The 24230-nt window shown below is 59.1% G+C and carries 26 protein-coding genes and 1 pseudogene; 22 read left to right on the top strand and 5 right to left on the bottom strand.

Translation table 11 applies throughout. From position 1 onward, the window contains the following. Positions 1-15: 15 nt before the first annotated feature. The 15 genes from rplF to rplQ all read left to right on the top strand — a co-directional run bounded on the left by rplF (position 16) and on the right by rplQ (position 10653). Complete coding sequence (rplF, locus tag AC06DS_RS01505) at positions 16-552, top strand: 50S ribosomal protein L6 (RefSeq protein ID WP_293791596.1); 537 nt, start codon at positions 16-18, stop codon at positions 550-552. Further along, positions 552-956 (top strand): 50S ribosomal protein L18, encoded by a 405-nt coding sequence (gene rplR, locus AC06DS_RS01500; RefSeq protein ID WP_293791595.1) that lies wholly within the window; start codon positions 552-554, stop codon positions 954-956. Before rplF ends, rplR begins: the two co-directional genes overlap by 1 nt. A 40-nt stretch (positions 957-996) precedes the next feature. Continuing rightward, positions 997-1650 (top strand): 30S ribosomal protein S5, encoded by a 654-nt coding sequence (rpsE, locus tag AC06DS_RS01495; RefSeq protein WP_293791594.1) that lies wholly within the window; start codon positions 997-999, stop codon positions 1648-1650. A gap of 3 nt (positions 1651-1653) precedes the next feature. Beyond that, on the top strand, positions 1654-1839 hold the full coding sequence (gene rpmD / locus AC06DS_RS01490; protein ID WP_293791593.1) for a 50S ribosomal protein L30: 186 nt from the start codon (positions 1654-1656) through the stop codon (positions 1837-1839). A 2-nt stretch (positions 1840-1841) separates the two neighbouring features. Next, entirely contained in the window at positions 1842-2291 is a 450-nt protein-coding gene (gene rplO / locus AC06DS_RS01485) for a 50S ribosomal protein L15 (RefSeq protein ID WP_005291915.1), read from the top strand. Between the two features lie 277 nt (positions 2292-2568). Next, positions 2569-3903 (top strand): preprotein translocase subunit SecY, encoded by a 1335-nt coding sequence (gene secY, locus AC06DS_RS01480; protein WP_293791592.1) that lies wholly within the window; start codon positions 2569-2571, stop codon positions 3901-3903. Next, positions 3900-4445 (top strand): adenylate kinase, encoded by a 546-nt coding sequence (locus AC06DS_RS01475; RefSeq protein WP_476727972.1) that lies wholly within the window; start codon positions 3900-3902, stop codon positions 4443-4445. Before secY ends, AC06DS_RS01475 begins: the two co-directional genes overlap by 4 nt. A 153-nt stretch (positions 4446-4598) precedes the next feature. Then, positions 4599-5393 carry a type I methionyl aminopeptidase gene (gene map / locus AC06DS_RS01470; protein WP_477100810.1) on the top strand — a complete coding sequence of 265 codons (795 nt, stop codon included), beginning with the start codon at positions 4599-4601 and terminating at the stop codon, positions 5391-5393. A gap of 190 nt (positions 5394-5583) precedes the next feature. Then, positions 5584-6777 (top strand): dicarboxylate/amino acid:cation symporter, encoded by a 1194-nt coding sequence (locus tag AC06DS_RS01465; RefSeq protein ID WP_293791587.1) that lies wholly within the window; start codon positions 5584-5586, stop codon positions 6775-6777. A 232-nt stretch (positions 6778-7009) separates the two neighbouring features. Then, a complete protein-coding gene (infA, locus tag AC06DS_RS01460; RefSeq protein ID WP_005519800.1) occupies positions 7010-7231 on the top strand; it encodes a translation initiation factor IF-1 in 222 nt (73 codons plus the stop codon). A gap of 243 nt (positions 7232-7474) precedes the next feature. Continuing rightward, positions 7475-7843 (top strand): 30S ribosomal protein S13, encoded by a 369-nt coding sequence (gene rpsM / locus AC06DS_RS01455; protein ID WP_005291872.1) that lies wholly within the window; start codon positions 7475-7477, stop codon positions 7841-7843. Positions 7844-7846: 3 nt separating this feature from the next. Continuing rightward, complete coding sequence (gene rpsK / locus AC06DS_RS01450; RefSeq protein ID WP_293791578.1) at positions 7847-8251, top strand: 30S ribosomal protein S11; 405 nt, start codon at positions 7847-7849, stop codon at positions 8249-8251. 26 nt (positions 8252-8277) lie between these two features. Further along, the gene (gene rpsD / locus AC06DS_RS01445) at positions 8278-8883 is read left to right on the top strand and encodes a 30S ribosomal protein S4 (protein WP_005291869.1); all 606 of its coding nucleotides are present in this window, start codon (positions 8278-8280) and stop codon (positions 8881-8883) included. A gap of 143 nt (positions 8884-9026) precedes the next feature. Further along, positions 9027-10040: a DNA-directed RNA polymerase subunit alpha gene (locus tag AC06DS_RS01440; protein WP_477100809.1), complete on the top strand. Its 1014-nt coding sequence runs from the start codon at positions 9027-9029 to the stop codon at positions 10038-10040. Between the two features lie 55 nt (positions 10041-10095). Further along, entirely contained in the window at positions 10096-10653 is a 558-nt protein-coding gene (rplQ, locus tag AC06DS_RS01435) for a 50S ribosomal protein L17 (protein ID WP_477100808.1), read from the top strand. 362 nt (positions 10654-11015) lie between these two features. Here the strand turns inward: rplQ and AC06DS_RS01430 are convergent, their stop codons facing one another. Next, a complete protein-coding gene (locus AC06DS_RS01430) occupies positions 11016-11150 on the bottom strand; it encodes a hypothetical protein (RefSeq protein ID WP_477100807.1) in 135 nt (44 codons plus the stop codon). Then, positions 11147-11629, bottom strand: a complete 483-nt coding sequence (locus tag AC06DS_RS01425; protein WP_477100806.1) for a cation transporter — start codon at positions 11627-11629, stop codon at positions 11147-11149. The genes AC06DS_RS01430 and AC06DS_RS01425 overlap by 4 nt, the downstream gene beginning before the upstream one ends. 66 nt (positions 11630-11695) lie before the next feature. On the opposite strand from AC06DS_RS01425, the gene truA reads away from it, so the two are divergent. Beyond that, complete coding sequence (gene truA / locus AC06DS_RS01420; RefSeq protein ID WP_477101213.1) at positions 11696-12589, top strand: tRNA pseudouridine(38-40) synthase TruA; 894 nt, start codon at positions 11696-11698, stop codon at positions 12587-12589. Here truA and AC06DS_RS01415 read toward each other — a convergent pair. Next, entirely contained in the window at positions 12493-13692 is a 1200-nt protein-coding gene (locus tag AC06DS_RS01415; protein ID WP_477100805.1) for a hypothetical protein, read from the bottom strand. The genes truA and AC06DS_RS01415 overlap by 97 nt on opposite strands. A gap of 219 nt (positions 13693-13911) precedes the next feature. On the opposite strand from AC06DS_RS01415, the gene eccB reads away from it, so the two are divergent. Then, on the top strand, positions 13912-15195 hold the full coding sequence (gene eccB, locus AC06DS_RS01410) for a type VII secretion protein EccB (protein WP_477100804.1): 1284 nt from the start codon (positions 13912-13914) through the stop codon (positions 15193-15195). A 191-nt stretch (positions 15196-15386) separates the two neighbouring features. On the opposite strand, the pseudogene AC06DS_RS01405 reads toward eccB, so the two are convergent. Both AC06DS_RS01405 and AC06DS_RS01400 read right to left on the bottom strand, forming a co-directional pair. Next, positions 15387-15995 (bottom strand): annotated as a pseudogene (locus AC06DS_RS01405) (S8 family peptidase); the annotation flags it as partial. 212 nt (positions 15996-16207) lie between these two features. Then, complete coding sequence (locus AC06DS_RS01400; protein ID WP_477100803.1) at positions 16208-17359, bottom strand: EsaB/YukD family protein; 1152 nt, start codon at positions 17357-17359, stop codon at positions 16208-16210. A 233-nt stretch (positions 17360-17592) separates the two neighbouring features. Here AC06DS_RS01400 and AC06DS_RS01395 point away from each other — a divergent pair, with 233 nt between their 5' ends. The 5 genes from AC06DS_RS01395 (at position 17593) to AC06DS_RS01375 (ending at position 24146) form a co-directional block, all read left to right on the top strand. Continuing rightward, on the top strand, positions 17593-20769 hold the full coding sequence (locus AC06DS_RS01395) for an FtsK/SpoIIIE domain-containing protein (RefSeq protein ID WP_477100802.1): 3177 nt from the start codon (positions 17593-17595) through the stop codon (positions 20767-20769). Between the two features lie 47 nt (positions 20770-20816). After that, entirely contained in the window at positions 20817-22154 is a 1338-nt protein-coding gene (locus AC06DS_RS01390) for a type VII secretion-associated protein (RefSeq protein ID WP_477100801.1), read from the top strand. 109 nt (positions 22155-22263) lie between these two features. Further along, positions 22264-22551: a WXG100 family type VII secretion target gene (locus AC06DS_RS01385; RefSeq protein ID WP_477100800.1), complete on the top strand. Its 288-nt coding sequence runs from the start codon at positions 22264-22266 to the stop codon at positions 22549-22551. 13 nt (positions 22552-22564) lie between these two features. Next, positions 22565-22846 (top strand): WXG100 family type VII secretion target, encoded by a 282-nt coding sequence (locus AC06DS_RS01380; RefSeq protein WP_293790687.1) that lies wholly within the window; start codon positions 22565-22567, stop codon positions 22844-22846. Positions 22847-23234: 388 nt separating this feature from the next. Continuing rightward, the gene (locus AC06DS_RS01375) at positions 23235-24146 is read left to right on the top strand and encodes a PRC and DUF2382 domain-containing protein (RefSeq protein ID WP_477100799.1); all 912 of its coding nucleotides are present in this window, start codon (positions 23235-23237) and stop codon (positions 24144-24146) included. Positions 24147-24230 lie beyond the last annotated feature (84 nt).

The following is a 24230-nucleotide window of genomic DNA, read 5'->3' as shown; positions in this document are numbered from 1 at the left end:
GAGGAGGTCTAAACCATGTCTCGTGTTGGCAAGGCACCGGTGGCTGTCCCCTCTGGCGTCACCATCAACATCAACGGCCAGTCTGTCGAGGTTAAGGGTCCGAAGGGCACCCTGAGCCAGGACATTCCGGCTCCGATCACCGTGGTGCAGGAAGGCGAGGAGATCCTCGTTTCCCGCCCGGATGATCACCGCAAGAATCGTTCCCTGCACGGCCTGTCCCGTTCCCTGGTCTTCAACATGATCGAGGGCGTGACGAAGGGCTACACCATCAAGATGGAAATCTTCGGTGTTGGTTACCGTGTGCAGCTCAAGGGCAAGAACCTGGAGTTCGCGCTGGGCTACTCCCACCCTGTGCTGATTGAGGCACCGGAGGGCATCACCTTCGCCGTGGATGGCAACACCAAGTTCTCCATCACTGGTATCGACAAGCAGCAGGTCGGACAGATCGCCGCGAACATCCGTCGTCTGCGTAAGGACGATCCTTACAAGGGCAAGGGCATTCGCTACGAGGGCGAGCAGGTCCGTCGCAAGGTCGGAAAGACGGGTAAGTAATGAGCAACACTGCACAAAACGAAAAGCGTCTGCCGGTGGGCAAGGACATCTCCACCCGCCGCCGCACTGCACGCGCACGTCGTCACTTCCGTATCCGCAAGAACCTCTCCGGTACCCCGGAGACCCCGCGTCTGGTTATTCACCGCACCTCTCGCCACATGCACGCACAGGTCATCGACGATGTTGCAGGCCACACCCTGGTCGCAGCTTCTACGATGGAAGCAGATGTACGTGCCATGGAGGGCGACAAGAAGGCACGCGGTGCGAAGGTTGGCCAGCTGATCGCCGAGCGCGCCAAGGCCGCTGGCATCGAGGCTGTTGTCTTTGACCGCGCAGGCTACAAGTACCACGGCCGCGTTGCCGCTTTGGCTGACGCTGCCCGCGAAGGTGGTCTGAAGTTCTAATGACCAACTCCACGAACAACACCAACGGAAGGAACGCGTGATGTCGGGACGTGAACGTAACGGCGGACGCTCCGCCGAGAACAACGACAAGAACGAGCGCAACGAGCGTAACAACCGCAACGATCGCAACAACGACCGTGGCGGACGTAACGATCGTCGCAACCAGCAGGATGAGCGCAGCCAGTTCATCGAGCGCGTGGTTACCATTAACCGCGTCTCGAAGGTTGTAAAGGGCGGTCGCCGCTTCAGCTTCACCGCGCTGGTTATCGTCGGCGACGGCCAGGGCATGGTCGGCGTCGGCTACGGCAAGGCTAAAGAAGTTCCTGCCGCTATCCAGAAGGGCGCTGAAGAGGCTCGTAAGAACTTCTTCCGCGTTCCGATGATCAACGGCACCATCACTCACCCGGTCCAGGGTGAGGATGCTGCAGGCATCGTCATGATGAAGCCTGCTGCCCCTGGTACCGGTGTGATCGCCGGTGGCGCTGTCCGCCCGGTGCTAGAGTGCGCCGGCGTGCAGGACATCCTGTCGAAGTCCCTGGGCTCCGACAACGCCATCAACATTGTCCACGCAACCGTCGCTGGGCTGAAGCAGCTGGTGCGTCCGGAAGAGGTTGCCGCACGTCGTGGCAAGTCCCTGGACGAGGTTGCTCCGGCCGCTATGCTGCGCGCACGTGCAGCAGGACAGGGGGCATAAGAAATGGCTTTGAAGATTACCCAGACCAAGGGCTTGGTCGGAACCAAGCCGAAGCAGCGCAATTCCATGCGCTCTCTCGGCCTGAAGCGCATTGGCCAGTCGGTTGTCCGTGAGGATAGCCCGATCGTTCGTGGCCAGATCAACGTTGTGCGCCACATGGTCGAGGTCGAAGAAGTGGCAGGAGAGTAAACATGAGCGATCCAATTAAGCTCCACGACCTCCGCCCCGCTCCGGGCGCCAAGAAGTCCAAGACCCGCGTTGGTCGTGGTGAGGCATCCAAGGGTAAGACCGCAGGTCGTGGTACCAAGGGCACCAAGGCTCGTAAGCAGGTATCGGCAGCATTCGAGGGTGGCCAGATGCCACTGCACATGCGTCTGCCTAAGCTGAAGGGCTTCCGCAACCCCGCCAAGATCACCTACCAGGTGGTTAACGTGGCTGACCTGGAGAAGGCTTTCTCCAAGGGCGGCGACGTCACCGTTGCAGACATCGTCGCTGCTGGCCTGGCTCGTAAGAACCAGCCGGTGAAGATCCTGGGCAACGGCGAAATCAGCGTGAAGCTGAACGTCACCGCTAACAAGTTCTCGGGCTCTGCAAAGCAGAAGATCGAGGCTGCCGGTGGCACCGTCACCGAGGCTAAGTAAGACTAGACAAGTTCTAATCAGACTTAGTTACTAACAATCGCCCTGTCGGCACGTAATGTGCTGGCAGGGCGATTTTTTGGGGGCGAAGCGCAGTGGTGGGGAAGTGCCATTTGAAATAGCGCTTGTGGTAGGTGGTAGAGTGTCCTAAGCATTTGTCCTGTCTGCTAACCTGTACAGGTTGCAATTAGTGTCGCCTCACCGCGGGCGTATCTTGAAGTGCAGGTGCGCTAGCCAGTAGATCCCGCACTATGGAAAGAAACTACACAGGAGGCAAAGTTTGTCCGCCATCTCCTCGGCGTTCAAGAACGCAGATCTTCGTAAGAAGATCTTGTTCTCCCTTGCGATGATCATCCTCTATCGCATTGGCGCCCAGATCCCCACCCCAGGCGTGGATTACGGCTCGATTCAAGCGCAGATCAAGGGTCTGACCGATAACTCGGCCATGTACTCCCTGATCAACCTGTTTTCGGGCGGTGCGCTGCTGAAGCTTTCTGTCTTCGCCGTCGGCATTATGCCGTACATCACCGCGTCCATTATCGTTCAGCTGCTCACAGTGGTGATCCCGAAGTTTGAACAGCTGAAGAAGGAAGGCCAGTCCGGCCAGGCGAAGATGACGGAGTACACCCGTTATCTCACTGTGGCTCTCGCACTGCTGCAGTCTGCCGGCATCGTGGCGCTGGCGGATCGCCGCCAGCTACTGGGGCAAGGTGTGCAGGTGCTTAAGGAAGATACCGGCATCTTCGGCCTCGTCACCATGGTGATGATTATGACCTCCGGTGCGGTGCTGCTGATGTGGATCGGCGAGCTCATCACCGACCGTGGTATCGGCAACGGCATGTCCCTGCTGATCTTCGCGGGTATCGCAACGTCGCTTCCGGCACAGGGCGCATCAATCTTCTCGGGCTCCGGCGGCTTCGTCTTTGCCGGTGTCATCGTTGGCGTTCTGATCCTGGTTGTCGGCGTGGTCTTTATCGAGCAGGGTCAGCGCCGCATCCCCGTTCAGTACGCAAAGCGCATGATTGGCCGCCGCCAGTACGGTGAGACTTCCACCTACCTGCCGCTGAAGGTTAACCAGGCTGGCGTTATCCCCGTGATTTTCGCTTCCTCACTGCTGACCGTTCCGATCCTCATTACCCAGATCATCCAGTCCGGCAACCCACAGGCTGCCGGGCAGGACAACTGGTGGAACCGTAACGTCATGGCGGTGCTGTCGAACCCGGCCGCCTGGCAGTACATCCTGGTTTACGTCGGCCTAATCATCTTCTTCTCCTTCTTCTACGTCTCTGTGCAGTATGACCCGTACGATCAGGCAGACAACATGAAGAAGTACGGTGGCTTCATTCCGGGCATCCGCCCGGGCCGTCCGACTGCGGAGTACCTTGGATATGTGATGAACCGTCTGCTGATCGTCGGTTCCATCTACCTGGCCGCTATCGCCGCCCTGCCGAACATCTTGATCAACATGGGTGTGCAGACGGCGCAGGCCGGCGGACAGGGACAGATGCCATTTGGTGGTACCGCTATCCTGATTCTGGTGTCTGTGGCTCTGACCACGATCAAGCAACTCGAATCGCAAGTCATGCAGTCTAACTACGAAGGATTCCTGAAATGAGACTAGTTCTGCTCGGCCCTCCCGGCGCTGGTAAGGGCACCCAAGCATCCCTGCTGTCCGACTCTCTGAAGATCCCGCACATCTCCACCGGCGATCTGTTCCGCGCCAACATCTCCCAGGGCACCGAACTGGGCAAGCAGGCACAGGAGTACATGGATGCAGGCAAGCTGGTTCCCACCTCTGTCACCGCTGACATGGTTCGCGACCGCCTGAACCAGGAAGATGCTGCCAAGGGCTTCCTGCTGGATGGCTTCCCCCGCACCATCGAGCAGGCAGAGCTGCTGGAGGAGATGCTGCAGGACGACGGCCACTCCCTGGATGCCGTAATCAACTACGTTGTCTCCGAGGACGTTGTCGTCGACCGCATGCTGGCCCGCGGCCGCAACGACGATAACGAGGAAACGATCCGCACCCGCCTGGAGGTCTACCGCAACGAGACCGCTCCGCTGATCGACCACTACAAGGACATCCTGTTGAACATCGACGCAGAGGGCACCGTGGAGGATATCTCCACCACCACGCTGAACGCGCTGGACAAGTAAACTCCACGCAATCGCGCATCCCGCCAGCCGGTCCCACACGGTCCGACCTGGCGGGATTTGTGGTTATTCACCCCGTGAGGGTGGCGTCACCAAAGAAACAGTCAAAAACACAACAAAGAAGCACACAACAAAGAAGCAAGGACAGGCGAAACAATGGGTTTTCGGCGAAAGAACAAGAAGATCGCAGCGAAGACTCCCGAGCAGCTAGACGCTATGCAGGCGGCCGGGGAGATCGTCGGGCTGGCACTGCAGGAAGTGAAGAAGGCCGCTGCGCCGGGCAAAACCACTCTCGACCTTGACCGTGTAGCTGAGCAGGTTATCCGCGACCATGGTGCCGTGCCCACGTTCAAGGGATATGGTGGCTTCCCTGGATCGATCTGTGCGAGCCCGAACGACATGATCGTCCACGGAATTCCTTCGGAGGATGTTGTGCTGAAGGAAGGTGACCTCATCTCCGTCGACTGCGGGGCTACCCTCAATGGCTGGGTGGGGGACTCAGCGTGGACTTTTGGCATCGGAGAGATTGCCGATGAACACGATCGCCTCAACCGCGCTACCGAATGGGTGCTGTACGAGGGGCTGAAGGCTATGGTGCCGGGCAACCGCCTGACCGATGTGTCCTGGGCGCTGGAGCAGGCCACCGAAGCCGCGGAGAAGCAGTTTGACGTAGAGCTGTGGATCGTCGACGGCTACGGCGGCCACGGTATCGGGCGCACCATGCACGAAGATCCGTACTTGGCCAACGAAGGCCGCGGTGGGCGCGGGCCAGAGATTCAGGAGGGTTCCGTCCTGGCGATCGAGCCGATGCTGGCGCTGGGCACTGCGGATTCCCATGTTCTCGACGACGAATGGTCAGTGCTCACCGATGATGGCAGCTTCGCGTCCCACTGGGAGCACACCGTCGCGGCGACCGCTGATGGACCGCGCATCCTGACACCGCGCAAATAGGGGTTTTCCTCCGCACTCTTTGTGACGCCCCCTGCCTGTGCGACCTCGCTGGCGTGAATTCGAGGGGCTTAAGGCGGGGAGAAGGGGTTAATGGGGCAAGGGCGATTATTGGGGCATGAAGTAGTCAGGGTACGCTAATCATTAATCGTTTCTTGAGGACCTACAAGCATGTGCAAAGGGAAGCGCCAGCATGAATCTATCCCGTCTTTTTAAATCACTGCTGTTCAAGATTATCGTTGCGATTATTTTGGGCATCGTATGCAGCCTGTTTTTCCCGGAATGGGCGGGGCGCCTGTTCGCAACGTTTAACGGACTGTTTAGTAACTTCCTGGGATTCTTCGTCCCGGTCTTGATTTTCGCGCTGATCGCGCCGGCAATCGCCAGCCTGGGGCGCGGGGCAGGCAAGTGGCTGGGTGTAACTGCTGGCATTGCCTATGTTTCGACCATCGTTTCGGGCTTGATTGCCTACGGCGTGGCCGAAGGAACGTACCCGTCTCTGCTCGGCAGCGACTCGATTATTGAGGCTGAAGACATCGACGCGGGCGCTTTGCAGCCGTTCTTCTCTGTAGAGATGGATCCGCCCATGGGCGTGATGTCCGCCTTGCTGCTGGCCTTTACTGTGGGCATCGCCATGGCCTCCATGCGTACCGAGGTGCTGTACAAGGGTGCTGAGGAGCTGCGCGAGGTAACGATGAAGGTGATTGAGAACTTCATCATCCCGCTGTTGCCGATCTACATCTTCGGTGTGTTCCTGACGATGGGCATGAACGGCAATCTGAAGCTGACGCTAACCCAGTTCTCGAAGGTGCTCATCCTCGCGGTCGTGATGACCTGGCTAATCTTGCTGCTTCAGTACGTGTTGGCGGGAGTCTTTGCCGGGCGCAACCCGTTCAAGGCGCTGAAGAATATGATGCCGGCATATTTCACCGCACTGGGTACCTCCTCCTCCGCAGCGACCATTCCTGTGACCCTGGAGTGCACCCGTAAGAATGGCGTTACGCAGTCCGTGGCTGATTTCGTGGTGCCTCTGTGTGCGACAGTGCACCTGTCCGGCTCCATGCAGAAGATCGCCCTGTTTGCTTTCTCCATCGTCTACATGACGGGCATTGATATGAGCGCCGGTATGGCGTTGGGCTTCATTTTCTTGCTGGGCGTCATGATGATTGCCGCGCCGGGCGTGCCGGGTGGCGCCATCATGGCCGCAGTGGGGCTGCTGCAGTCTCAGCTGGGCTTCGACGATGGCCAGGTGGCGCTGATGATTGCGGCATACATCGCCATCGATTCCTTCGGTACTGCATGTAACGTCACTGGTGACGGTGCAATTGCGCTGACGGTGAACCGTTTGGCGAAGGGGCAGCTGCGCCGCGAGGAGCAGCACGCCTAAGCCTGCTACCACCGAGATATCGACGCTCACGCTGAATTTGAATGGTTCAGAGTGAGCGTTTTTGCATATGCGCAGGTCGCGTGTATTGTTAGCAGGTGGTGCATGAGGCTTTCGTCTCTGCTGGTGATCGGTAGAACGTCGAAAAGGCCAGCAGTGGAAAAGTCCATATGTGTGCCACATGTAGCAAAACATCACCCATCCAGCTATCTGAGCTGGGGAAACGTTGGAGGATATGGCAAAGAAGGAAGGCGCCATTGAGGTTGAGGGTCGCATCGTCGAGCCCCTGCCGAACGCGATGTTCCGTGTCGAACTGGACAATGGCCACAAGGTATTGGCTCACATTTCCGGCAAGATGCGCCAGCACTACATCCGTATCCTGCCCGAGGATCGCGTCGTCGTGGAGCTGTCTCCCTACGACCTGACCCGTGGGCGCATCGTTTATCGCTACAAGTAAATCGTTAAGCCTCCACACATCCAACCTGGGAATCGCTGTTAGCGCAGCGCTTCCTGGTCACTACCTCTGGCCGCGGCGGCCGGAGCCCTCCTTCCAACACTCCAATAGTTGGAGTGTTGGTTTCGCACATTCAAGGCACCTGGTGCATGAACAGTCCCTTCCGTGACTGTGGGCGAAATACTCGAAGGATTAACAGGGACGAGTGTGGAGAAAACCGTCGCTAAACCGGAAGGAAAATGCCCTATGGCACGCCTTGCTGGTGTTGACCTGCCACGCGAAAAGCGCATGGAGGTCGCACTGACCTACATCTTCGGAATCGGCCCAGCCCGTTCCAAGGAGCTGCTGGAAAAGACCGGCATCTCCCCTGATCTTCGCTCCAAGGATCTGACCGACGAGCAGCTGTCCGCTCTGCGTGACGTTATCGAGAACACCTGGAAGGTGGAGGGTGACCTCCGCCGCGAGATCCAGGCCGATATTCGCCGCAAGATCGAGATTGGTTCCTACCAGGGCCTGCGCCACCGCCGTGGTCTGCCGGTTCGTGGTCAGCGCACCAAGACCAACGCTCGTACCCGTAAGGGCCCCAAGAAGACGATCGCAGGAAAGAAGAAGTAACCTATGCCTCCGAAGACTCGTTCCGGCGCGCGCCGTACTGGCCGTCGCGTCGTCAAGAAGAATGTGGCAAACGGCCACGCATACATCAAGTCCACCTTCAACAACACCATCGTGTCCATCACGGACCCGAAGGGCGCTGTGATTTCCTGGGCTTCCTCGGGCCACGTCGGCTTCAAGGGCTCCCGTAAGTCCACCCCCTTCGCTGCACAGATGGCTGCTGAGTCCGCTGCTCGCAAGGCAATGGATCACGGCATGAAGAAGGTTGACGTTTTCGTAAAGGGTCCGGGCTCCGGCCGCGAGACCGCCATCCGTTCCCTGTCCACCGCGGGCCTCGAGGTCGGAAGCATTTCCGATGTCACCCCGCAGCCGCACAACGGTTGCCGCCCGCCGAAGCGTCGTCGCGTTTAAAGAGAAGAAAGGATTAGGGATAAAAAATGGCTCGTTATACCGGCCCCGTAACCCGTAAGTCCCGTCGCCTCCGCGTCGACCTCGTCGGCGGCGACAACTCCTTCGAGCGTCGCCCCTACCCTCCGGGGCAGGCTGGCCGTGCTCGCATCAAGGAGTCCGAGTACCTCCTGCAGCTGCAGGAGAAGCAGAAGGCGAAGTACACCTACGGCGTCCTGGAGAAGCAGTTCCGCCGTTACTACGCAGAGGCCAACCGTCGCCCGGGTAAGACCGGTGACAACCTGGTCATCCTGCTGGAGTCTCGCCTGGACAACGTTGTATACCGCGCAGGTCTGGCACGCACCCGCCGTCAGGCTCGCCAGCTGGTTTCCCACGGTCACTTCACCGTGAACGGCAAGAAGGTCAACGTTCCTTCCTTCAAGGTCTCCCAGTACGACATCATCGACGTGCGTGAGAAGTCCCGCTCGATGCTGTGGTTCGAAGAGGCTCAGGAAGCCCTGGTCGATACGATCGTTCCTGCTTGGCTGCAGGTCGTACCGTCCACTCTGCGCATCCTCGTGCACCAGCTGCCCGAGCGCGCTCAGATCGACATTCCGCTGCAGGAACAGCTGATCGTCGAGCTCTACTCGAAGTAAAACTGACGAACCTATTCGTTAGACTTACTTCGGATAGAACACCAACAGCGGTTTCTACCGTTCGCACCGTCCATCAAACCTGGTGGCGGTTGTCCCCGTAACGGCGTCATATAGCGGTCGCCGAAAAAGGAGAAGCTTAAACAATGCTGATTTCACAGCGCCCCGCGCTCACTGAAGAGTTCATCGACGAGTCTCGCTCTCGGTTCGTTATCGAGCCGCTGGAGCCGGGCTTCGGCTACACGCTGGGCAACTCCCTGCGCCGGACCCTGCTGTCGTCCATCCCGGGCGCAGCAGTAACCTCCCTGCGCATCGAGGGTGTTCTCCACGAGTTCACCACGATTCCAGGCGTGAAGGAAGATGTTTCCGACATCATCCTGAACATCAAGACCCTGGTTCTGTCCAGCGATTCCGATGAGCCTGTCTCCATGTTCATCCGCAAGGAAGGACCTGGCGAGGTTACCGGCGCTGACGTTGAGGTGCCGGCTGGTGTAGAGGTCCACAACAAGGATCTGCACATCGCCACCTTGAACGAGCAGGGCAAGCTGGAGATCGAGATGACTGTCGAGCGTGGCCGTGGCTACGTTCCGGCTGCTACAGCTTCTTCTGAGATCGGACGTATCCCGGTCGACCAGATCTACTCCCCGGTTCTAAAGGTCAGCTACAAGGTTGAGGCAACTCGTGTGGAACAGCGCACGGACTTCGACAAGCTGATCCTGGACGTGGAGACGAAGAACTCCATCACCGCCCGCGATGTCATGGCATCCGCAGGCAAGACCCTGGTGGAGCTGTTCGGTCTGGCTCAGGAGCTGAACCACGAAGCAGAGGGCATCGAAATCGGCCCATCGCCGCAGGAAAGCGAGCACATCGCTGCCTACAGCATGCCGATTGAGGACCTGAACTTCTCCGTTCGTTCCTACAACTGCCTGAAGCGTGAAGAGATTCACACCGTCGGCGAGCTGGCTGCACGCACGGAGTCCGATCTGCTGGACATCCGTAACTTCGGTCAGAAGTCCATCAACGAGGTCAAGGTCAAGCTGGCTGGCTTGGGCCTGGGCCTGAAGGACGCTCCGGAGGGCTTCGATATCACCGATATCGAGGGCTACGACGCAGAGACCGGCGAGTTCATCGACACCGAGGGCGAGGACATCGCGGAATAACCCGGTGGTTAACCGCACGCGCTCACTGATTTAAAAATCCACACGAGGAGAACTAATGCCAACCCCGAAGAAGGGCGCCCGCCTGGGCGGTTCTGCTTCCCACCAGAAGAAGATCCTGTCCAACCTCGCTGCTCAGCTGTTTGAGCACGGCGCCATCAAGACCACGGACGCAAAGGCTAAGCTGCTGCGCCCCTACGTCGAGAAGATCATCACCAAGGCAAAGCGCGGCACCCTGGCGGACCGCCGCAACGTGCTGAAGCTCATCCCGAACAAGGAAGTTGTTGCTTACCTGTTCAACGAGCTGGCTCCGAAGTTCGAAGGCCGTCCGGGTGGCTACACCCGCATCATCAAGCTGGAGAACCGCAAGGGCGACAACGCTCCGATCTCCCAGATTTCCCTGGTGACGGAGCAGCTGGCCTCCACCGAGGCAGAGCGCGCTAACCGCGTTGCTGCTTCCAAGGCTAAGAAGGCTGGAGCCGAGGCTGAAGAGGCTAAGGCTGAGGAGACTCCGGCTGAGGAGGCTCCGGAGGTCGAGGCTGACACCGCGACCGACAAGGCCGCTGAGGCTGAGGCTGAAGAGGCTAAGGCTGATGAGGCCGCTGAGGACAAGTAAGTCCGGCGCTTTCGCCTAGCTTTGAGGCGGGCCACGGTTACCCTTTTGGGTAGATCGTGGCCCGCCTTTGTCTTCTCTACTTTTTATTGTTGACGCCAACCGGCCCCATCTGCGCCCGATATCGCGTATGGCTTGGCAATTTGCCTGTGTACCGACTGAACAGGGGAGGGTTCTGGGTGGGAATGTCGCTAGAACGGGAATGTGTTATTGGGAATCGATTGCAAGTTTCTAAAAGCGCAGGTCAGAGAGTTTTGAATTCAGCTGTCCCCAGATTTTGCATTGCAGATTCCTGATTCAGCGACATTTTCCCTGGGCGCTGCTGCCACATTCCCGTTTTAGCGACATGAGCCACCCGCGGATGGCTAGTCCATATCCAACTCCGGTTTCTCCGCCCGTGCCTGTTCGAACACTTCCTTTGCCGCTGACAGGTTAATCAGACCGATAATCACACCCACCACAATGTCTGGCCATGCGCTGGCCCAGAAGAGCATAATCACTCCCGCTGCGAGGATAAGCAGGTTTGCCGCGGCATCATTGCGCGCAGCCAGCCATGCCCCTGCACCAGGGCACTATCCGCCCCGCGCAGACGCAGCAACAACACAGCGCACACCAAGTTGATAATGAGCGCCCCGATGGCAGTCGCACTCAGAGTCGCAGGTTCCGGTGGCGTCCCCGTCACCACTTTCCAGACTGCCGTGCCGAATGCAGCGAAGGCTGGAATGAGAATCAGCCCTGCCAGTGCGTAGCTGGCCTTTCGCCGGCTGGCCACCGACCACCCCAGGGCGGTGAGTACCAACACGTTAATGAGAGTGTCTTCGAGGAAATCTGCGGCGTCGGCAAACAAAGCGGCCGAGCCGATGACCAGCGCAATCACAACCTCAACAAGAAAACCCAGGCCATTGAGAGCCGCAACCCACGCCACCAACCGACGGGCACGAGCATCGAGGGAGGAGGCTGAGAATTCGCTGTCGTGCATGCAGACTAGACTAAGTCGCGCGCGATGGAAGCACCAACTGCACCCACCAGAGAAAGGCCACTGACCATGCCCGAGAATCCGCAGGATATTTCAGAGCTGATTCGGGTGCGTCTGGATGTTGCCTACGACGGCACGGATTTCCATGGCTGGGCAACCCAATCCGGTGGGCTGCGCACGGTGGCGGGGGTCTTGCAGGAGAAACTCTCGCTGGTCACGCGTCACCCTATTGAACTTGTTGTCGCAGGGCGTACCGACGCAGGCGTGCATGCCAGCGGCCAAGTGTGCCACGCCGACATTCCTGTTGATGCGTTTGCGCAGCGCTCGCTCACCCGCCCGGAGGATCTAGTGCGGCGCCTTTCCCGCATGTTGCCCTCCGACGTGCGCGTGCACGGCGCTCGTATGGCACCGAAGGGTTTCGACGCCCGCTTCTCCGCGCTGCGCCGGCACTACATCTATCGCGTAACGACTCACCCGGCCGGCCCCGTGCCGGTGCGTGCCCGGGATACGGCCGCGTGGCGCCACCCGATTGATCTGGAGAAAACTCAGGCAGCTTCCGACGCGCTGCTTGGGTTGAACAACTTCGCAGCGTTTTGCAAAGCTCGTGAAGGCGCTACCACTATCCGTGAGCTGCAGGAATTCCGCTGGGTTGACGTCTCGACGGAGGCTGAGCCGCAGACGTACGAGGCACACGTGACCGCCGATGCTTTCTGTTGGTCGATGGTGCGCTCGTTGGTGGGGGCAGCTTTGACAGTGGGGTCGGGCAAACGATCTGAGGACTTTACTCCCGGGCTGTTGAAAGAGACAAAGCGTAGTTCCGCAGTGCCAGTCGCGCCCGCGGAGGGGCTGAACTTAGTGCGCGTGGACTACCCAGCTGATGAAGACCTGGCGGAGCGGGCGCTGACAACCCGTGCTAAGCGTTCGCCGGTGGGCATGGGCAACGAATCTCCCGCCGAGCCGTGATACAAACGCGGTTTGGGGGAGCGCGCCGTTGGAGGTAGCGCTGAAGCGCGCGCTGATCGCGCTGGTGAATGCGCCGCGCTTGTTGCAGGCTGTGCTGGCTGTGCCACCGGGGCAGGGGTGCGAGCAGGTGCGGTGACGGCGAAGAAGTTGAAGTATTCCCGATGATCCCCGTGGGCCAGGATTGCTCCCGTGCCAACTGCTGGCACTGCAATGCATACATCCACTGCCGCAGCACCGACAGCCTGCAGCCGGGCACGTCCCTGGTTCAAGATGTCCTCCGCGGAATCGAACCCGATACCACCGTGAACTCCCGTGTGAGCCCCCTGATGAGCCCTCTTCTGCGCATCGACCATTCTGTGTTTACCAGTATTACCGGCGACAGCGGGGGAGACCTCCACGAGCACAACATGCGTCTTAACGCCTGCAGCTCGCGTGGCATCCGCTGAATCGTCCACGGATCCAGCGCTCCCGAAACGCTGCAAATCGAAAATCTCCTCCGGCCAGTTCATTGACCCCTCAAGCGCACGCAGCTGTGCAGGGGTGCCGAACAGTGCGAACGTTGCGCCGGGAATGGGGTGGATCAGCATGGGTTCGCCTGCATCGGAAAGACCTACAAACCAACCGGGTACCGCCGGTACAGTAAGCTGCTCTGGTAACCGAGTCACCTGAGCCCCCACCGGTGGAGTCTCCACAGGTAGAGCCCACACTCCGCACCCGCTGGCAGCAAAAGGCATCCTAGCCGCCGCGGACTCGGGCACGCCCACCAGAGTGGCATGGGAATCGCCCAGCCAGCTGCGGCCGAAGGGTTGGGTGGGGATGACGGCGGTGGAAATGTGGGCGTCCACAAGAGAAAGACCCACACCACCCGCTAACTGGTCGCCGGCGATCCGCCGTGGCGACGGCTCACCCCACAATTTGTCGTGCACGCAGAGAAGGCGAAACCATCGCGTGCTCTGATCCGCGGTGGCGCGACCGCGGGTGAATACAAACCACCCCGCCACCATGCATGTGATGGCCACGGCGCCGCAAAGAACCCACGCCCACCAGGCAGCGTGTTCGGCGTTGGACGCATCGGCTGGCATATCGGTAGCTAGAAATGCCACGAAGCCCATTATTCCCATCCCCCAAAGTATGAAATTACCCCGAATGCGAAGTTCCCCTCGCGCCAGCAATTCAACCATGGAATACTTAAGCGCGCTAGCGGGGGCTAGAAGAACACAAAACAACTCAAAACAACGCAAGATATCAAGCGCATTAAAACAAGGGGGAGCGCAGTAATCATGCGCACAACGGGGATACAGGTTTCTGGATTTAATTTTCTATTGCGCAGACTGGAGCTTGCGCTGGTCATCGGTGATCCGCGCATGGCTCACGACCCATTGCGGAGTCAGCGGCGGGCACTTATTGTCGGTGTACTGCTGAGCCTGCTGATCGCTGGAGGTGCGGTGATGCTGGGGCTGCTGCGCCCGCAACCCAGCCTGGATGGCGCCGATCTCGTGGCCGATGAGACGGGCGCACTGCATATCCGCTTGGCCGATACCTATCATCCGATCACGAATGTCGCCTCAGCACGGCTGATTCTGCAGCAACCAGTCGAGGCGCAGAAGACTACCTCCGAGCAGCTTGCACAGGTGCCGTTGGGGGAGCCAATTGGCATTGGGCAGGTTCCGGGGTTGGTCGCTGCGCCAGAACGCGAGTGGCTCTACTGCGATCAGATCCGCGGCGGGCTAACAGGTGGCACAGGTGGTGCTGCTGCCGCTGGTGGTACGGGCACGGTCGTGGCTGCGGAGCACATCAATCCCCATCGCTTTGCCCTGCTGGACGCCCCTTCGGGCTATTGGCTTATTGACGCCACCACTCGCGCCCGCATAACTCCAGACGCGGCAAGAGCATTTGGCACCGAGGCAGTGCCCGCCAGCGATGCTTTAGTCCAACAGTTCCGGCGGAGTCGCGATATCGCCATGCCCGTGGGGAAAACCAAGATGCCCGCGCCCTTCGACGTCGCGGGGAGGATCATCACGGCTGGCGACCGGACATTTCTGGTGGACAGCAATGGGGTTGGTGAAGTAAAAGGCGCGCGCCGCGACTTCGCTCTGGCCAGCAGTGCTATGCCGACCGTGGAAACTCCACTGGCGGAGGTGATGCGCCAGCCGAGCATTGATGTATTAGCGGGAATCCCAGAACTCGATGGGGACCAACCAGTCACCTGGGCACAACCGAAGATGGTGTGTGCCGGGCCGGAGGGACTGGCAGAACCCGTTGAACCAGGACGGACGAAAGGCACGACAGACGCGGTCAGTAGTTCCGCTCAGATTCGGGAAGTCCTCTCATCGGAAAAGCCGAGCGCATTCTACGGGCCGCGCGGAACCTCTGCATTACAGACGGAGCGCGGTTATGTGCTGATTAGTGACAACGGGGTCCGCTACTCCGTGGGTAGCGAAGCTGAGTTACATGCCCTTGGGTTCAATACACAGCGCAGTGTTCAGTTCTCGCGCGTAGCCTCGTTGCCCGACGGTGGCTTGCTCTCTGCGGACAAGGCTCGGCAGACGACCGTGGCGATGATGCCCAGCGCCAGTACAAGTGAGAGCACGATGGGGACGGAATAGTCTGTGGCCGTTGGCTCGTGCGGTGGGGTGCTGACGGTATACAGACCATAAGAAGCGTCCACTGCTGCGGAGCCATCCTGCAGATCAAGAGCCCTATCCAATGCTGCGGCGGGATTGACGACTCGCATTTGTTCGCCCATCCCTGGACCACTCGCGCCGGGCAACGCTGTGGTTAGAATCAGCTCTCGCACCTGCCGTGCGCTGAGCTGCGGAGCGACCTGCCACACTAAGGCCGCGGTACCCGTCACAATTGGAGCAGCAAAGCTGGTGCCTTCAAACGGTTCGGGATTACCGACGATGGTGTGCACCTGCTTGCCGACTTCCACCTGTCCTTCTACGGGCCCACCCGGCGCGAAAAGATCCACCCACTGAGTTGGCGCACTATACGGTGCGGGCACTCGCCCCTGATCTGCTGAAGTATCCTTGTCACCACTTCTTCCCGCAGCAGTACGGACCCCTTCTGCCGTTCCTGTCCGCGGGGATACTGCTCCCACTGCCAGCACTGGATCCAAGCTAGAGGGGAAGGTCGGAACTCCTGCCGGGCACTGACCTACGTTCCCGGTAGAAGCCACCAGTAGTACTCCGGCTTTGTCGGCACGCCCGATGGCCGCGCGTAGTTCCGCCGTATCTTCGCAGGCCACCATCGAAATATTAATGATCTTTACCCGGGTCTTCAGCGCTCGGTCGATTGCCCGAACAAGATCCTCTACCGTGCCCTCAGCCCGGTCGGGCGAGGCATTATGCCGAAAGGAAAATACTGTTACCTCTGGCGCCACTGCCCGCAGCACGCTAGTGACCATGGTTCCGTGCAGCACGCAAAAATCCCGGTCGCCCTTTACCCCTGGTGCGGCCGACCCCGTATCGATAACGGCCACGCTCACGTCGCGTCCCCGCGCTAAAGCATGCAAAGCGGGGTACGAGGGGGCGTCGATATCCGGTAAAGGCACAGTACCCGGTGCGGCGACGGTGCCTTCCTGGCAGGTGCCGCGCGGCGAAGAATCTTGAATGATCATCAGCCGATTCCCCGAATCGCCGCGAACAGCCCTGTAGTTTGCAGCGCCAGTGGGATGGCCACACAAAATGCGAAGGCTTCCACCATGTCGATGATCCGCCCCAGCATCGGTGAATTCACGCGGACAGCAGGTAGGGCGACCAGCACCAGGCATACCGCACCCCAATGCGTGTGGAGGGCTAACCACAGAAGCGTTGCAGCAGAGAGAACCGCTAGCGCGACCGAGTGCACAGGCCGAGTGCTCCGTGCGCTCACACCGAGCACCGCCACCATAAGCAATAGCGCCATTTGCCAAATATTCAGTGGCTGCCCCCATGGAGTCAGCTGGTAAACACAGGCGCCCAACACCACCACGATGCCGACGACCAGGGCGGAGTGAACTTCCACCACCTGGCCCGCGTGCGTGGTCGTGGGCTTGGTGAACACACCGGTCGCGGGAACCTTCGGCAGCTTGATGCCAGCTAGTCCGATGGCGATCTGCCCAGAATAAGCCAGTGCAAACATTGCCAATAGCAGCGTGAGCCCTGGCCAGAGATTCACCGCTGCAAACACCACCCAGGTTATCGACACGATCCGTGCCGGGCCGCCGCGCCACACCAGGAGCGCCGCGACAAAACAGGCACATAGAACATTGACGTGCAGCCCCAACCCAAAGCCGAGGATCGCGGCGAGATAACTGAAATTTCGATGGTGCAGAGAAGTCGCCGCTGCAGCGAGAGCGGCCACTGCTGTAGCCACGAACGTTGCGATGTCTGCGGTCGTACCCAGATTAGTGACGCCCCCAGGACCAATAAGTTGATTATCCAACGGGTGCCACGCAGGTGCCGTCTGTAGGCCAAAAAGCGCAATGATGGCTGCCGCGACCCAGGCTGCGGGGCTCGTGGGAATGGGGCCGGAGAGCTCTTCGACTGCCTCAGCCGGTGGAGCGGGGATGGTGGCGGTTTGCAAGGTCAATGACTCGCCGGGACGCACACCGGCCTCCGCTAGAGTGTGCTGTGGTTGAACCTGGCCGACGGCGCGGTGGAGGGTCCAATGTTCCCCTGGTTTCGCGTCGACGAGGTGCGGGATGAGCTCCGCTACCGGTACATGATCGGCAATGGCGGCGTTGATGGTGGTGCCTTTGGCAGGCACGGAAATGCTGAGAGCCAGCACGTTATTCCCCCTGTTGAAAAGTATGAACGCATGCAGGTGCGCATGTGGTGGGCACAAGATCCCCCCTGGATCTTGCGCCGATGTGGCTTACACGGCACAAATAGTAGCCGAGGGGAAAGGATTGCGCTTGCTCTGCGGAGCGAGCGAGGAAGGTTTAGAATCTAAAACCACATCCATGGGGGTTGGATGGGGATTAACGGGGACAAACATAGAAATCGGGGGGATTTCTTAACATGCAAACACAGGCGCCACCGACGCTGCCTAAAGACAAACAACCTTTCCTCAGGCTGCTAATGCCTGCCGTCATGTTGGTGGCGGTGGTCGGTATGGTCGCCGCGATGGTGCTCTCTGGATCGGGGCGAAATCCCATCAGCTTTATCTTTCCGCTGATGATGCTGGGCAGCATGGCGATGATGTTCCAGCCGGGGGCGAACGTGGATGAGACTCGGCGTTCCTTTCATCGGCACATCGACGCCCTGAAAGATAGCGTGGAGCGGAGCCGCGAAGAGCAACTGCAGACCATGTTGGCAGCGCATCCACACCCGCAGTCACTGTGGACGCACGTGCATACCGGAACCGATGTCACCGCAGAACCGGGCGTGGTGCGCATCGGCACAGCAGTGCAAACTCCAGATGATCCTCTGGAAGTACCGGTCAGCTCCCCGCCGGAAGACTTAGAGCCGGTCAGTGCAATGAGCTTGCGCGAGGTTGTGCTGCGGTACGCCACCATCGAAGCGCCAGTGGCGGTGGAATTGGCTAGTTTCCACTGCATTGTGTTGCTCGGCGACGGTGCACCCGGATTGGCGCGGGCCATGCAAGCGCAATTGGCCATGCAGGATCCGGATGTCATTGGAATAACCGGCCCCTTTGAGCAGTGGCTTCCGCATGATGGGCCTCGCAAGGTGCATTTTTGCACGGGTGATAGCCCAGTGACCGCCGGCGCTATCGTCACGGACCCCAGCGAGGAATGGGTGGAAAACGCCAAAGGGAATGGCCTGCTGCTACAGGTGGATGGCACTGGTGATGGTTGCCTGCTCAGCGCCTGGACGCTCGACGGTTGGGTGCCCTTTGGAGTGGCAGACCAACTCAGCGAGGTGGAACTTGCTCACCTTTGCCGAGCACGAGCAACGGTGAAATCCAGCACGTCATTGTTAGAACTTCCGGGCGGAGACTTGCGAGCGCCCATTGGGTTTTCCGGTGCGCCGGTGTACCTGGATATCAAGGAATCCGCGTTGGGAGGTATCGGTCCGCACGGTCTCTGCGTAGGCGCGACGGGTAGCGGCAAGTCAGAACTACTAAAAAGCGTAGTGATCAGCTTCGCCCACCAGCACAGCCCGGAGGAGCTGAACTTTGTGCTGGTGGACTTCAAAGGTGGCGCCAGCTTTCTGGGAATGGACCGGCTGCCACACACCTCTGCGCTGATCACCAATCTGGCTGAAGAGGCGGGATTAGTTGACCGAATGCAGGATAGCTTGCTGGGGGAGATGCATCGGCGTCAAGAAAAGCTCCGCGCCGCGGGTCTGACCACAGCGGCCGAGTACAACCGCGTCTATCCGGGGCAGATGCCTGCACTGTTTATCGTGGTGGATGAGTTCTCCGAGTTGTTGCACGCCCGGCCAGAGTTCGCGGAGGTCTTCGCCGCGATCGGGCGATTGGGGCGAAGCCTGCGGATGCATTTGCTGTTGGCCACGCAGCGTTTGGAGGAGGGGCGACTGCGAGGCCTGGAATCGCATTTGAGCTATCGCATTGCTTTGCGCACGTTTTCGGCTTCCGAATCCCGCGCGCTGATCGGAACGACGGAAGCTTATGAACTGCCTGCGACGCCGGGTGCGGCGATCCTTTCGGCAGGCGACAAGGTGCGTTTTCATTCGGCCTACGTTTCAGGCCCCGAGCTGCCCCGGGATCAGCGGCTCGTGAGACTACTCGGGACAACAGTGCATGCAGAGACAACGACCATGCAGATGGTGATCGACCGGCTGGCAGGCCCCAATAGGAACCCGGTGTGGTTACCACCGCTGCCGGAAGACCTGCCTGCCAGCGAGATCATTGAGCCCGGTGCGCCAGGCGTTGCTCGCATCGGCCTGGAGGATCTTCCTTTCGAGGGGCAGCAGGTGCCGTTGGATATCGACCTGCGCCGCAAGCATTGGGCAATAGTCGGCCAGCCCCGGACTGGCAAGACAACGGTGGTGCGCAGCTTGGTGTTGGCCTGGGCGCTGAGTTCACCTGGCTGGCCGGTATACATCTTTGATCCGGGTGGTGGGTTAAGAGACCTTGCTCGATTGCCTCAGGTAGCTGCGGTTGTGGGGCCGGCTGGACTGCCACGGCTTTTCGACGAAATGGAGCAAACGGAGGGGCAGCGCCTGCTGATTATTGACGGACTAGATCAGGTGGGGGCCGCGGGAAGTGGAAATGGCGAGGAAGAACAACGTTTGATCCGCCTGGCGACCACGGGGCTGGAACGCGGCTTGCATGTGGTGGCTACGGCTCTACGCTGGAATTTCCGTCCGTCGCTGCGGGACGTGCTGACCGGGCAAATCGAACTGCGGATGACACCGCTGGATGCCCACTTCCGGGATGCACAGAAATCCTTGCCCGACGTGCCTGGACGAGGAGTGTCACCCCGTGGAAAGCACGTGCAGTTCGCCAACTCCAACGCGCAAGACATTGAGCATGTCCGGATGGAAAGCGTGCAGCGTGGTGAGCCGGATCTAGCTATGCGCGTGTTGCCCGAGCGAATCGACTGGGAGGATTTGGGCGACTCTCAGGCCTTCGCAATAGGTGGCCCAAAGCTGGATCCAGTGCAGTGGGATCACGGTACTTTCCCTCACTTGGTCGCAATCGGCCAGGCGGGAAGTGGGGTGACGACCGCATTGCGTGCAGTGATGCAGTCCGTGGCACAGAGCCAAAGCCATACTGGAGAGCCGCCGGAGTTCCTGGTCACGGACACACGCCGCGGCTTGCTGGGGGTAGCGGGTTATCGCGTGCCGGAGGACTTCCGCAAAGACCTGGCCGAGTGGACCACTACGCTGCGGGCGCGAATTCCAGGTAGCGACGTGACACCCCAACAGCTCCGAGAACGCACCTGGTGGTCCGGCCCGGAGTTGTTCATCATCGTCGACGACGCGGACGCCGATCCCGGCCTTGATCAGCTTATTCCGCTGCTTCCCTATGCCGCCGATATCGGCCTTCACTTGGTGCTTGGCCGTCGTTCGGGGCAGTTCGCCAGGGCAGCCTATCAGCCCTTGATGCAGTCGATTCGCGACCAGAGCGCTTGGTTGCTGTTTTCTGCGCCCCGTGAGGATGGGCCGATTGCCGGGGTTCGTCTACTGCGACGCCCCCAGGGGCGCGCGGCTTATGTCCACAGTGAAACCTGGGAGGTACAGGTGGCGGAGATTGCCGATGAGAACTAAAAGGGCGCGCAATTGTTGACCAAGGAAACGACGGATCGGAGGAGACAATGAGAGTAGATCAGAGGATCGGAGATTCCAGGAGCCTGCTGGCTGAAGCTGTGGCATTGCAGGAATCGGGGATCCTGATTAGCGGTATGACGGTGACGGATCTTGCTACTGGCTTTGCCGTGACCGGTGATGCGCAGATGCAGCAGCCGGGGTATTTGCAGTATCGGGCTTGGTCCGATCCGACGGAGCAATCTCGCGGGAGACCGCTGGGAGAAACTGAATCGGAATGGGTAAAGGACGGAGAGGATAAAGACGTTGAATTCCAACGTTCCGGGCTGAGCCTAGGCAGGCTTTCGGAGCTTTATGAGATGCTCTGCGAAGTGCTCGAACAGCGTGCGGAGCATCCCGACGCAGCGGCAGTGAACCCGCCAGAGCCACGTGAACGTTTCCCTTGGGGCATTGGTTTGCGGGAAGTAGACGTGCTGGTCACCGGAACTTTTGCCGTGAAGGTGGTGCATTATCTTCGGATTAGGGGAGTGCGAGCCCGATTGGTGGATAACGATACGGTGCTGCGGGTGGCTAGCGAATTGGCATTGGCGCAGCAAGAGTTGGAGCACCTGGAGCTTGAGTATCTTGACCCGGACAAACCTGTGCGGATTCAACGCGAGGGAATTGAATCAGCGGAAGAGCTCGAGGAAGCGGACATACGGGAAAGGCCTGACGAGGGGGCGTCAATAGATATAGAAAAAGCGGAAGAAAAGAGCGACCGGCGACTTCCGGCTGCGTTGGCAGCGCTGACGCTCTTCATCATCGGTGGGCTGGTGGCGACCTTCACTGTGTTTGATTCGCAGGCGGCTGATTCGCAAACGGCTGATTCGCAGGTAGTGGACGCTCAATCAACCGATTCGCAAGCCGCAGACGTACAGGATTCTGGCTCGTATGCCACCACTGAGGCGAATGAGCCATTTCCAGAACCACGCCGGAAAGGTTCAAAGGTCGCAGACTCAAGCGCGCGCCGGGCGGACATTCCAATCAGTGTGAATGTTGATGGGTGGCGGCTTGGCAGTGCAACGCGAGCACGTGAGGAATATGTCGGTGATGACGCGGGAATGCGTGTATTAGTAGCGGCGAAGCAAACACCCCTTAGAACACAGGATGAGCTGGATGCGGCAATGCTAGGTGCGCTGAAGGACGTGGAGGGGGTTGCAGGCGGAGTGACGGTTGTATCAACTCAGCCGGTGAGCTACGAGGAAAATTACGAGAACTCCACAACTAGGTGGCATGTACGGCTGGTGGATGGACACCAGATTTCAGTGGGGTGCCAGTACCGACAGTGGAATGAACAGCGGGAAAAGGTTTGCCAAGAGTTTGTGGATACAGCACGACCAAGGCGGTGAACCATTTTGGGAAGCCGTGAGTATAACTCTTGTGATGGTGCCTCTATAACGGGGGAGACCCGGCGCCAGGAAGAGTGAAAACAGTATTTGAAATGGGGGAAGTTAGGGCATGAGCTTCAAAACAGATGTCACTACGATGAACCAAGCGGCAAGCAATGTCGACCGTGTGAAAGACGAGGTTCAGGGCGAACTTTCGCGTCTGCGTGGTGTGGTGGAAGATGTATCCGGTAGCTGGAAGGGACAGGCGCAGGCTTCCTTTCATTCGTTGATGGAGCGTTGGGACGAGAATGCCCGCGACCTCAACGAGGCACTGCAGAGCATTGCGGACAACATCCGCTCCAACGCGGGTGACTTTGACAATACGGATGTCGATAACGCGGCGGCCTTTAACGCCTAGAGGGGGGACAGTGATGATTCAGTACAACTTTGCTCAAATTGCCAATGCTGCGGATGACATCAATCGCGGAAACAACACCATTAATGGGTTGCTGGGGGATCTGAAACGTGACCTGCAGCCGATGGTGAACGAGTGGGAAGGCTCGGCAGCGGACAGCTATGCAGCTGCGCAGAAGAAGTGGGATGAATCCGCACGGGAGATTAACGATGTGCTGGGGCAAATTTCTCGCACGGTGCGTCAGGCGAATGATCGGATGAGCGAGATCAATACGAACGCTGCAAATAGCTGGGCATAGAGGATAATTTAAAACTTTTTAAATAAGCTCTCAGCTTACCTTTTGGTCTTAGTCTTGACCTAAGGGTGAGGCTGAGGGCTTTTGTTTTTCGACGTCCAGTTTGGGGAATTGTGGACTTTTGGAACGATGGGAGAAAATGTGACCCAATCGTGATGTGTGCTGCGAGCTGGACTTATGTATGTAGATAATTGTTTAGTGGCTTGGCGAAGACCATCTTGGTTGAAACGTTAATCATTTCATGCGTAGCGTCAATGACGTACGGGAAACGAAAATAATCAGCGACACCACTGCTGGTTCTACACCACTAAGTAATTCCCCACTGTTGGTACTCACCAAGCAAGACTTACCCCGTATTGCGTACCGACAAGGCGAAAGGATTTATCAACAAATGAGCAATGATATCAAGGATCTTTTCAAGGCAACCGCTTACGACAACGCCGGCGATAAGCTGGGCAGCGTCAAGGAAATCTTCGTTGACGACAAGTCCGGTCAGCCTACTTTCGTTGAGGTTAACCACGGTCTGTTCGGTATGAACTCCAGCCTGGTACCGATGCGTGGCCACAAGTTCGACGGCGAGAACCTGAACCTGGCCTTTTCCAAGGATCGTGTGAAGGATGCGCCAGACTTCGACGCTGATCAGGCTCTGACCCCGGAGCAGCAGAACGAGATCTACCGTCACTACGGCCTGGACAATGTTGAGGACACCACCCGTTACGGTGACACTGCTGGCGATCGCTCCGCTTCTGATGATCGCTCCACCCTGGATCGTCACGAGGCTGCTGGTGACCGCAGCGCGGCGGGGGCTGGTGTGGCTGGCGCTGGCGTTGCGGGTGCCGGTGTTGCAGGTGCGAACACTGAGCGCGACAACGCTCGCGACAACGCTGCTGAGCGCGAGGTTTCTGCGAACACCGCAGCTGCGGGTAACGAGGGTGAGATCATTCGCTCCGAGGAACAGCTGAACGTTCAGAAGGAGAAGGTGCAGACTGGCGAGGCTCGCCTGCGTAAGTACGTTGTTACCGACACTGAGACCGTTGAGGTGCCAGTAACTCGCGAAGAGGTTCGCGTTGAGCGCACCCCGATCTCCGCAGAAGAGGCTGCTAACTTCAAGGGCAACATTGACGAGTCCGGACAGGAAGCGTCTGTGACCCTGAGCGAAGAGCGCGTCAATGTAAACAAGGAAACCGTGCCGGTAGAGAAGGTCTCCCTGAACAAGGAGCAGATCACCGAGACCGAGCGTCACACCGAAGAGCTCCGCAAGGAGCAGATCGACACCGACGTTGACGGTGACGTTCGCAAGTAAAACCAAGGGCAATAGTCGCCAACACGATCGCGCGTTCCGCGAAGGTCGGTTAGTCGCCGACTAGCACTCAATCCCCTGTGCCTA

The organism is Corynebacterium sp. TUM25015, from assembly GCF_056393505.1.
The sequence above is the reverse complement of the archived record's forward strand: the minus strand, read 5'-3'. Positions and strand labels throughout refer to the sequence as shown.

What these genes read in the sequence shown, in the direction of transcription:
- rplF (WP_293791596.1), top strand. Translation starts at nt 16, where the DNA reads ATGTCTCGTGTTGGCAAGGCACCGGTGGCTGTCCCCTCTGGCGTCACC.
- rplR (WP_293791595.1), top strand. Translation starts at nt 552, where the DNA reads ATGAGCAACACTGCACAAAACGAAAAGCGTCTGCCGGTGGGCAAGGAC.
- rpsE (WP_293791594.1), top strand. Translation starts at nt 997, where the DNA reads ATGTCGGGACGTGAACGTAACGGCGGACGCTCCGCCGAGAACAACGAC.
- rpmD (WP_293791593.1), top strand. Translation starts at nt 1,654, where the DNA reads ATGGCTTTGAAGATTACCCAGACCAAGGGCTTGGTCGGAACCAAGCCG.
- rplO (WP_005291915.1), top strand. Translation starts at nt 1,842, where the DNA reads ATGAGCGATCCAATTAAGCTCCACGACCTCCGCCCCGCTCCGGGCGCC.
- AC06DS_RS01475 (WP_476727972.1), top strand. Translation starts at nt 3,900, where the DNA reads ATGAGACTAGTTCTGCTCGGCCCTCCCGGCGCTGGTAAGGGCACCCAA.
- map (WP_477100810.1), top strand. Translation starts at nt 4,599, where the DNA reads ATGGGTTTTCGGCGAAAGAACAAGAAGATCGCAGCGAAGACTCCCGAG.
- AC06DS_RS01465 (WP_293791587.1), top strand. Translation starts at nt 5,584, where the DNA reads ATGAATCTATCCCGTCTTTTTAAATCACTGCTGTTCAAGATTATCGTT.
- infA (WP_005519800.1), top strand. Translation starts at nt 7,010, where the DNA reads ATGGCAAAGAAGGAAGGCGCCATTGAGGTTGAGGGTCGCATCGTCGAG.
- rpsM (WP_005291872.1), top strand. Translation starts at nt 7,475, where the DNA reads ATGGCACGCCTTGCTGGTGTTGACCTGCCACGCGAAAAGCGCATGGAG.
- rpsK (WP_293791578.1), top strand. Translation starts at nt 7,847, where the DNA reads ATGCCTCCGAAGACTCGTTCCGGCGCGCGCCGTACTGGCCGTCGCGTC.
- rpsD (WP_005291869.1), top strand. Translation starts at nt 8,278, where the DNA reads ATGGCTCGTTATACCGGCCCCGTAACCCGTAAGTCCCGTCGCCTCCGC.
- AC06DS_RS01440 (WP_477100809.1), top strand. Translation starts at nt 9,027, where the DNA reads ATGCTGATTTCACAGCGCCCCGCGCTCACTGAAGAGTTCATCGACGAG.
- rplQ (WP_477100808.1), top strand. Translation starts at nt 10,096, where the DNA reads ATGCCAACCCCGAAGAAGGGCGCCCGCCTGGGCGGTTCTGCTTCCCAC.
- AC06DS_RS01425 (WP_477100806.1), bottom strand. Translation starts at nt 11,629, where the DNA reads ATGCACGACAGCGAATTCTCAGCCTCCTCCCTCGATGCTCGTGCCCGT.
- truA (WP_477101213.1), top strand. Translation starts at nt 11,696, where the DNA reads ATGCCCGAGAATCCGCAGGATATTTCAGAGCTGATTCGGGTGCGTCTG.
- AC06DS_RS01395 (WP_477100802.1), top strand. Translation starts at nt 17,593, where the DNA reads ATGCAAACACAGGCGCCACCGACGCTGCCTAAAGACAAACAACCTTTC.
- AC06DS_RS01390 (WP_477100801.1), top strand. Translation starts at nt 20,817, where the DNA reads ATGAGAGTAGATCAGAGGATCGGAGATTCCAGGAGCCTGCTGGCTGAA.
- AC06DS_RS01385 (WP_477100800.1), top strand. Translation starts at nt 22,264, where the DNA reads ATGAGCTTCAAAACAGATGTCACTACGATGAACCAAGCGGCAAGCAAT.
- AC06DS_RS01380 (WP_293790687.1), top strand. Translation starts at nt 22,565, where the DNA reads ATGATTCAGTACAACTTTGCTCAAATTGCCAATGCTGCGGATGACATC.
- AC06DS_RS01375 (WP_477100799.1), top strand. Translation starts at nt 23,235, where the DNA reads ATGAGCAATGATATCAAGGATCTTTTCAAGGCAACCGCTTACGACAAC.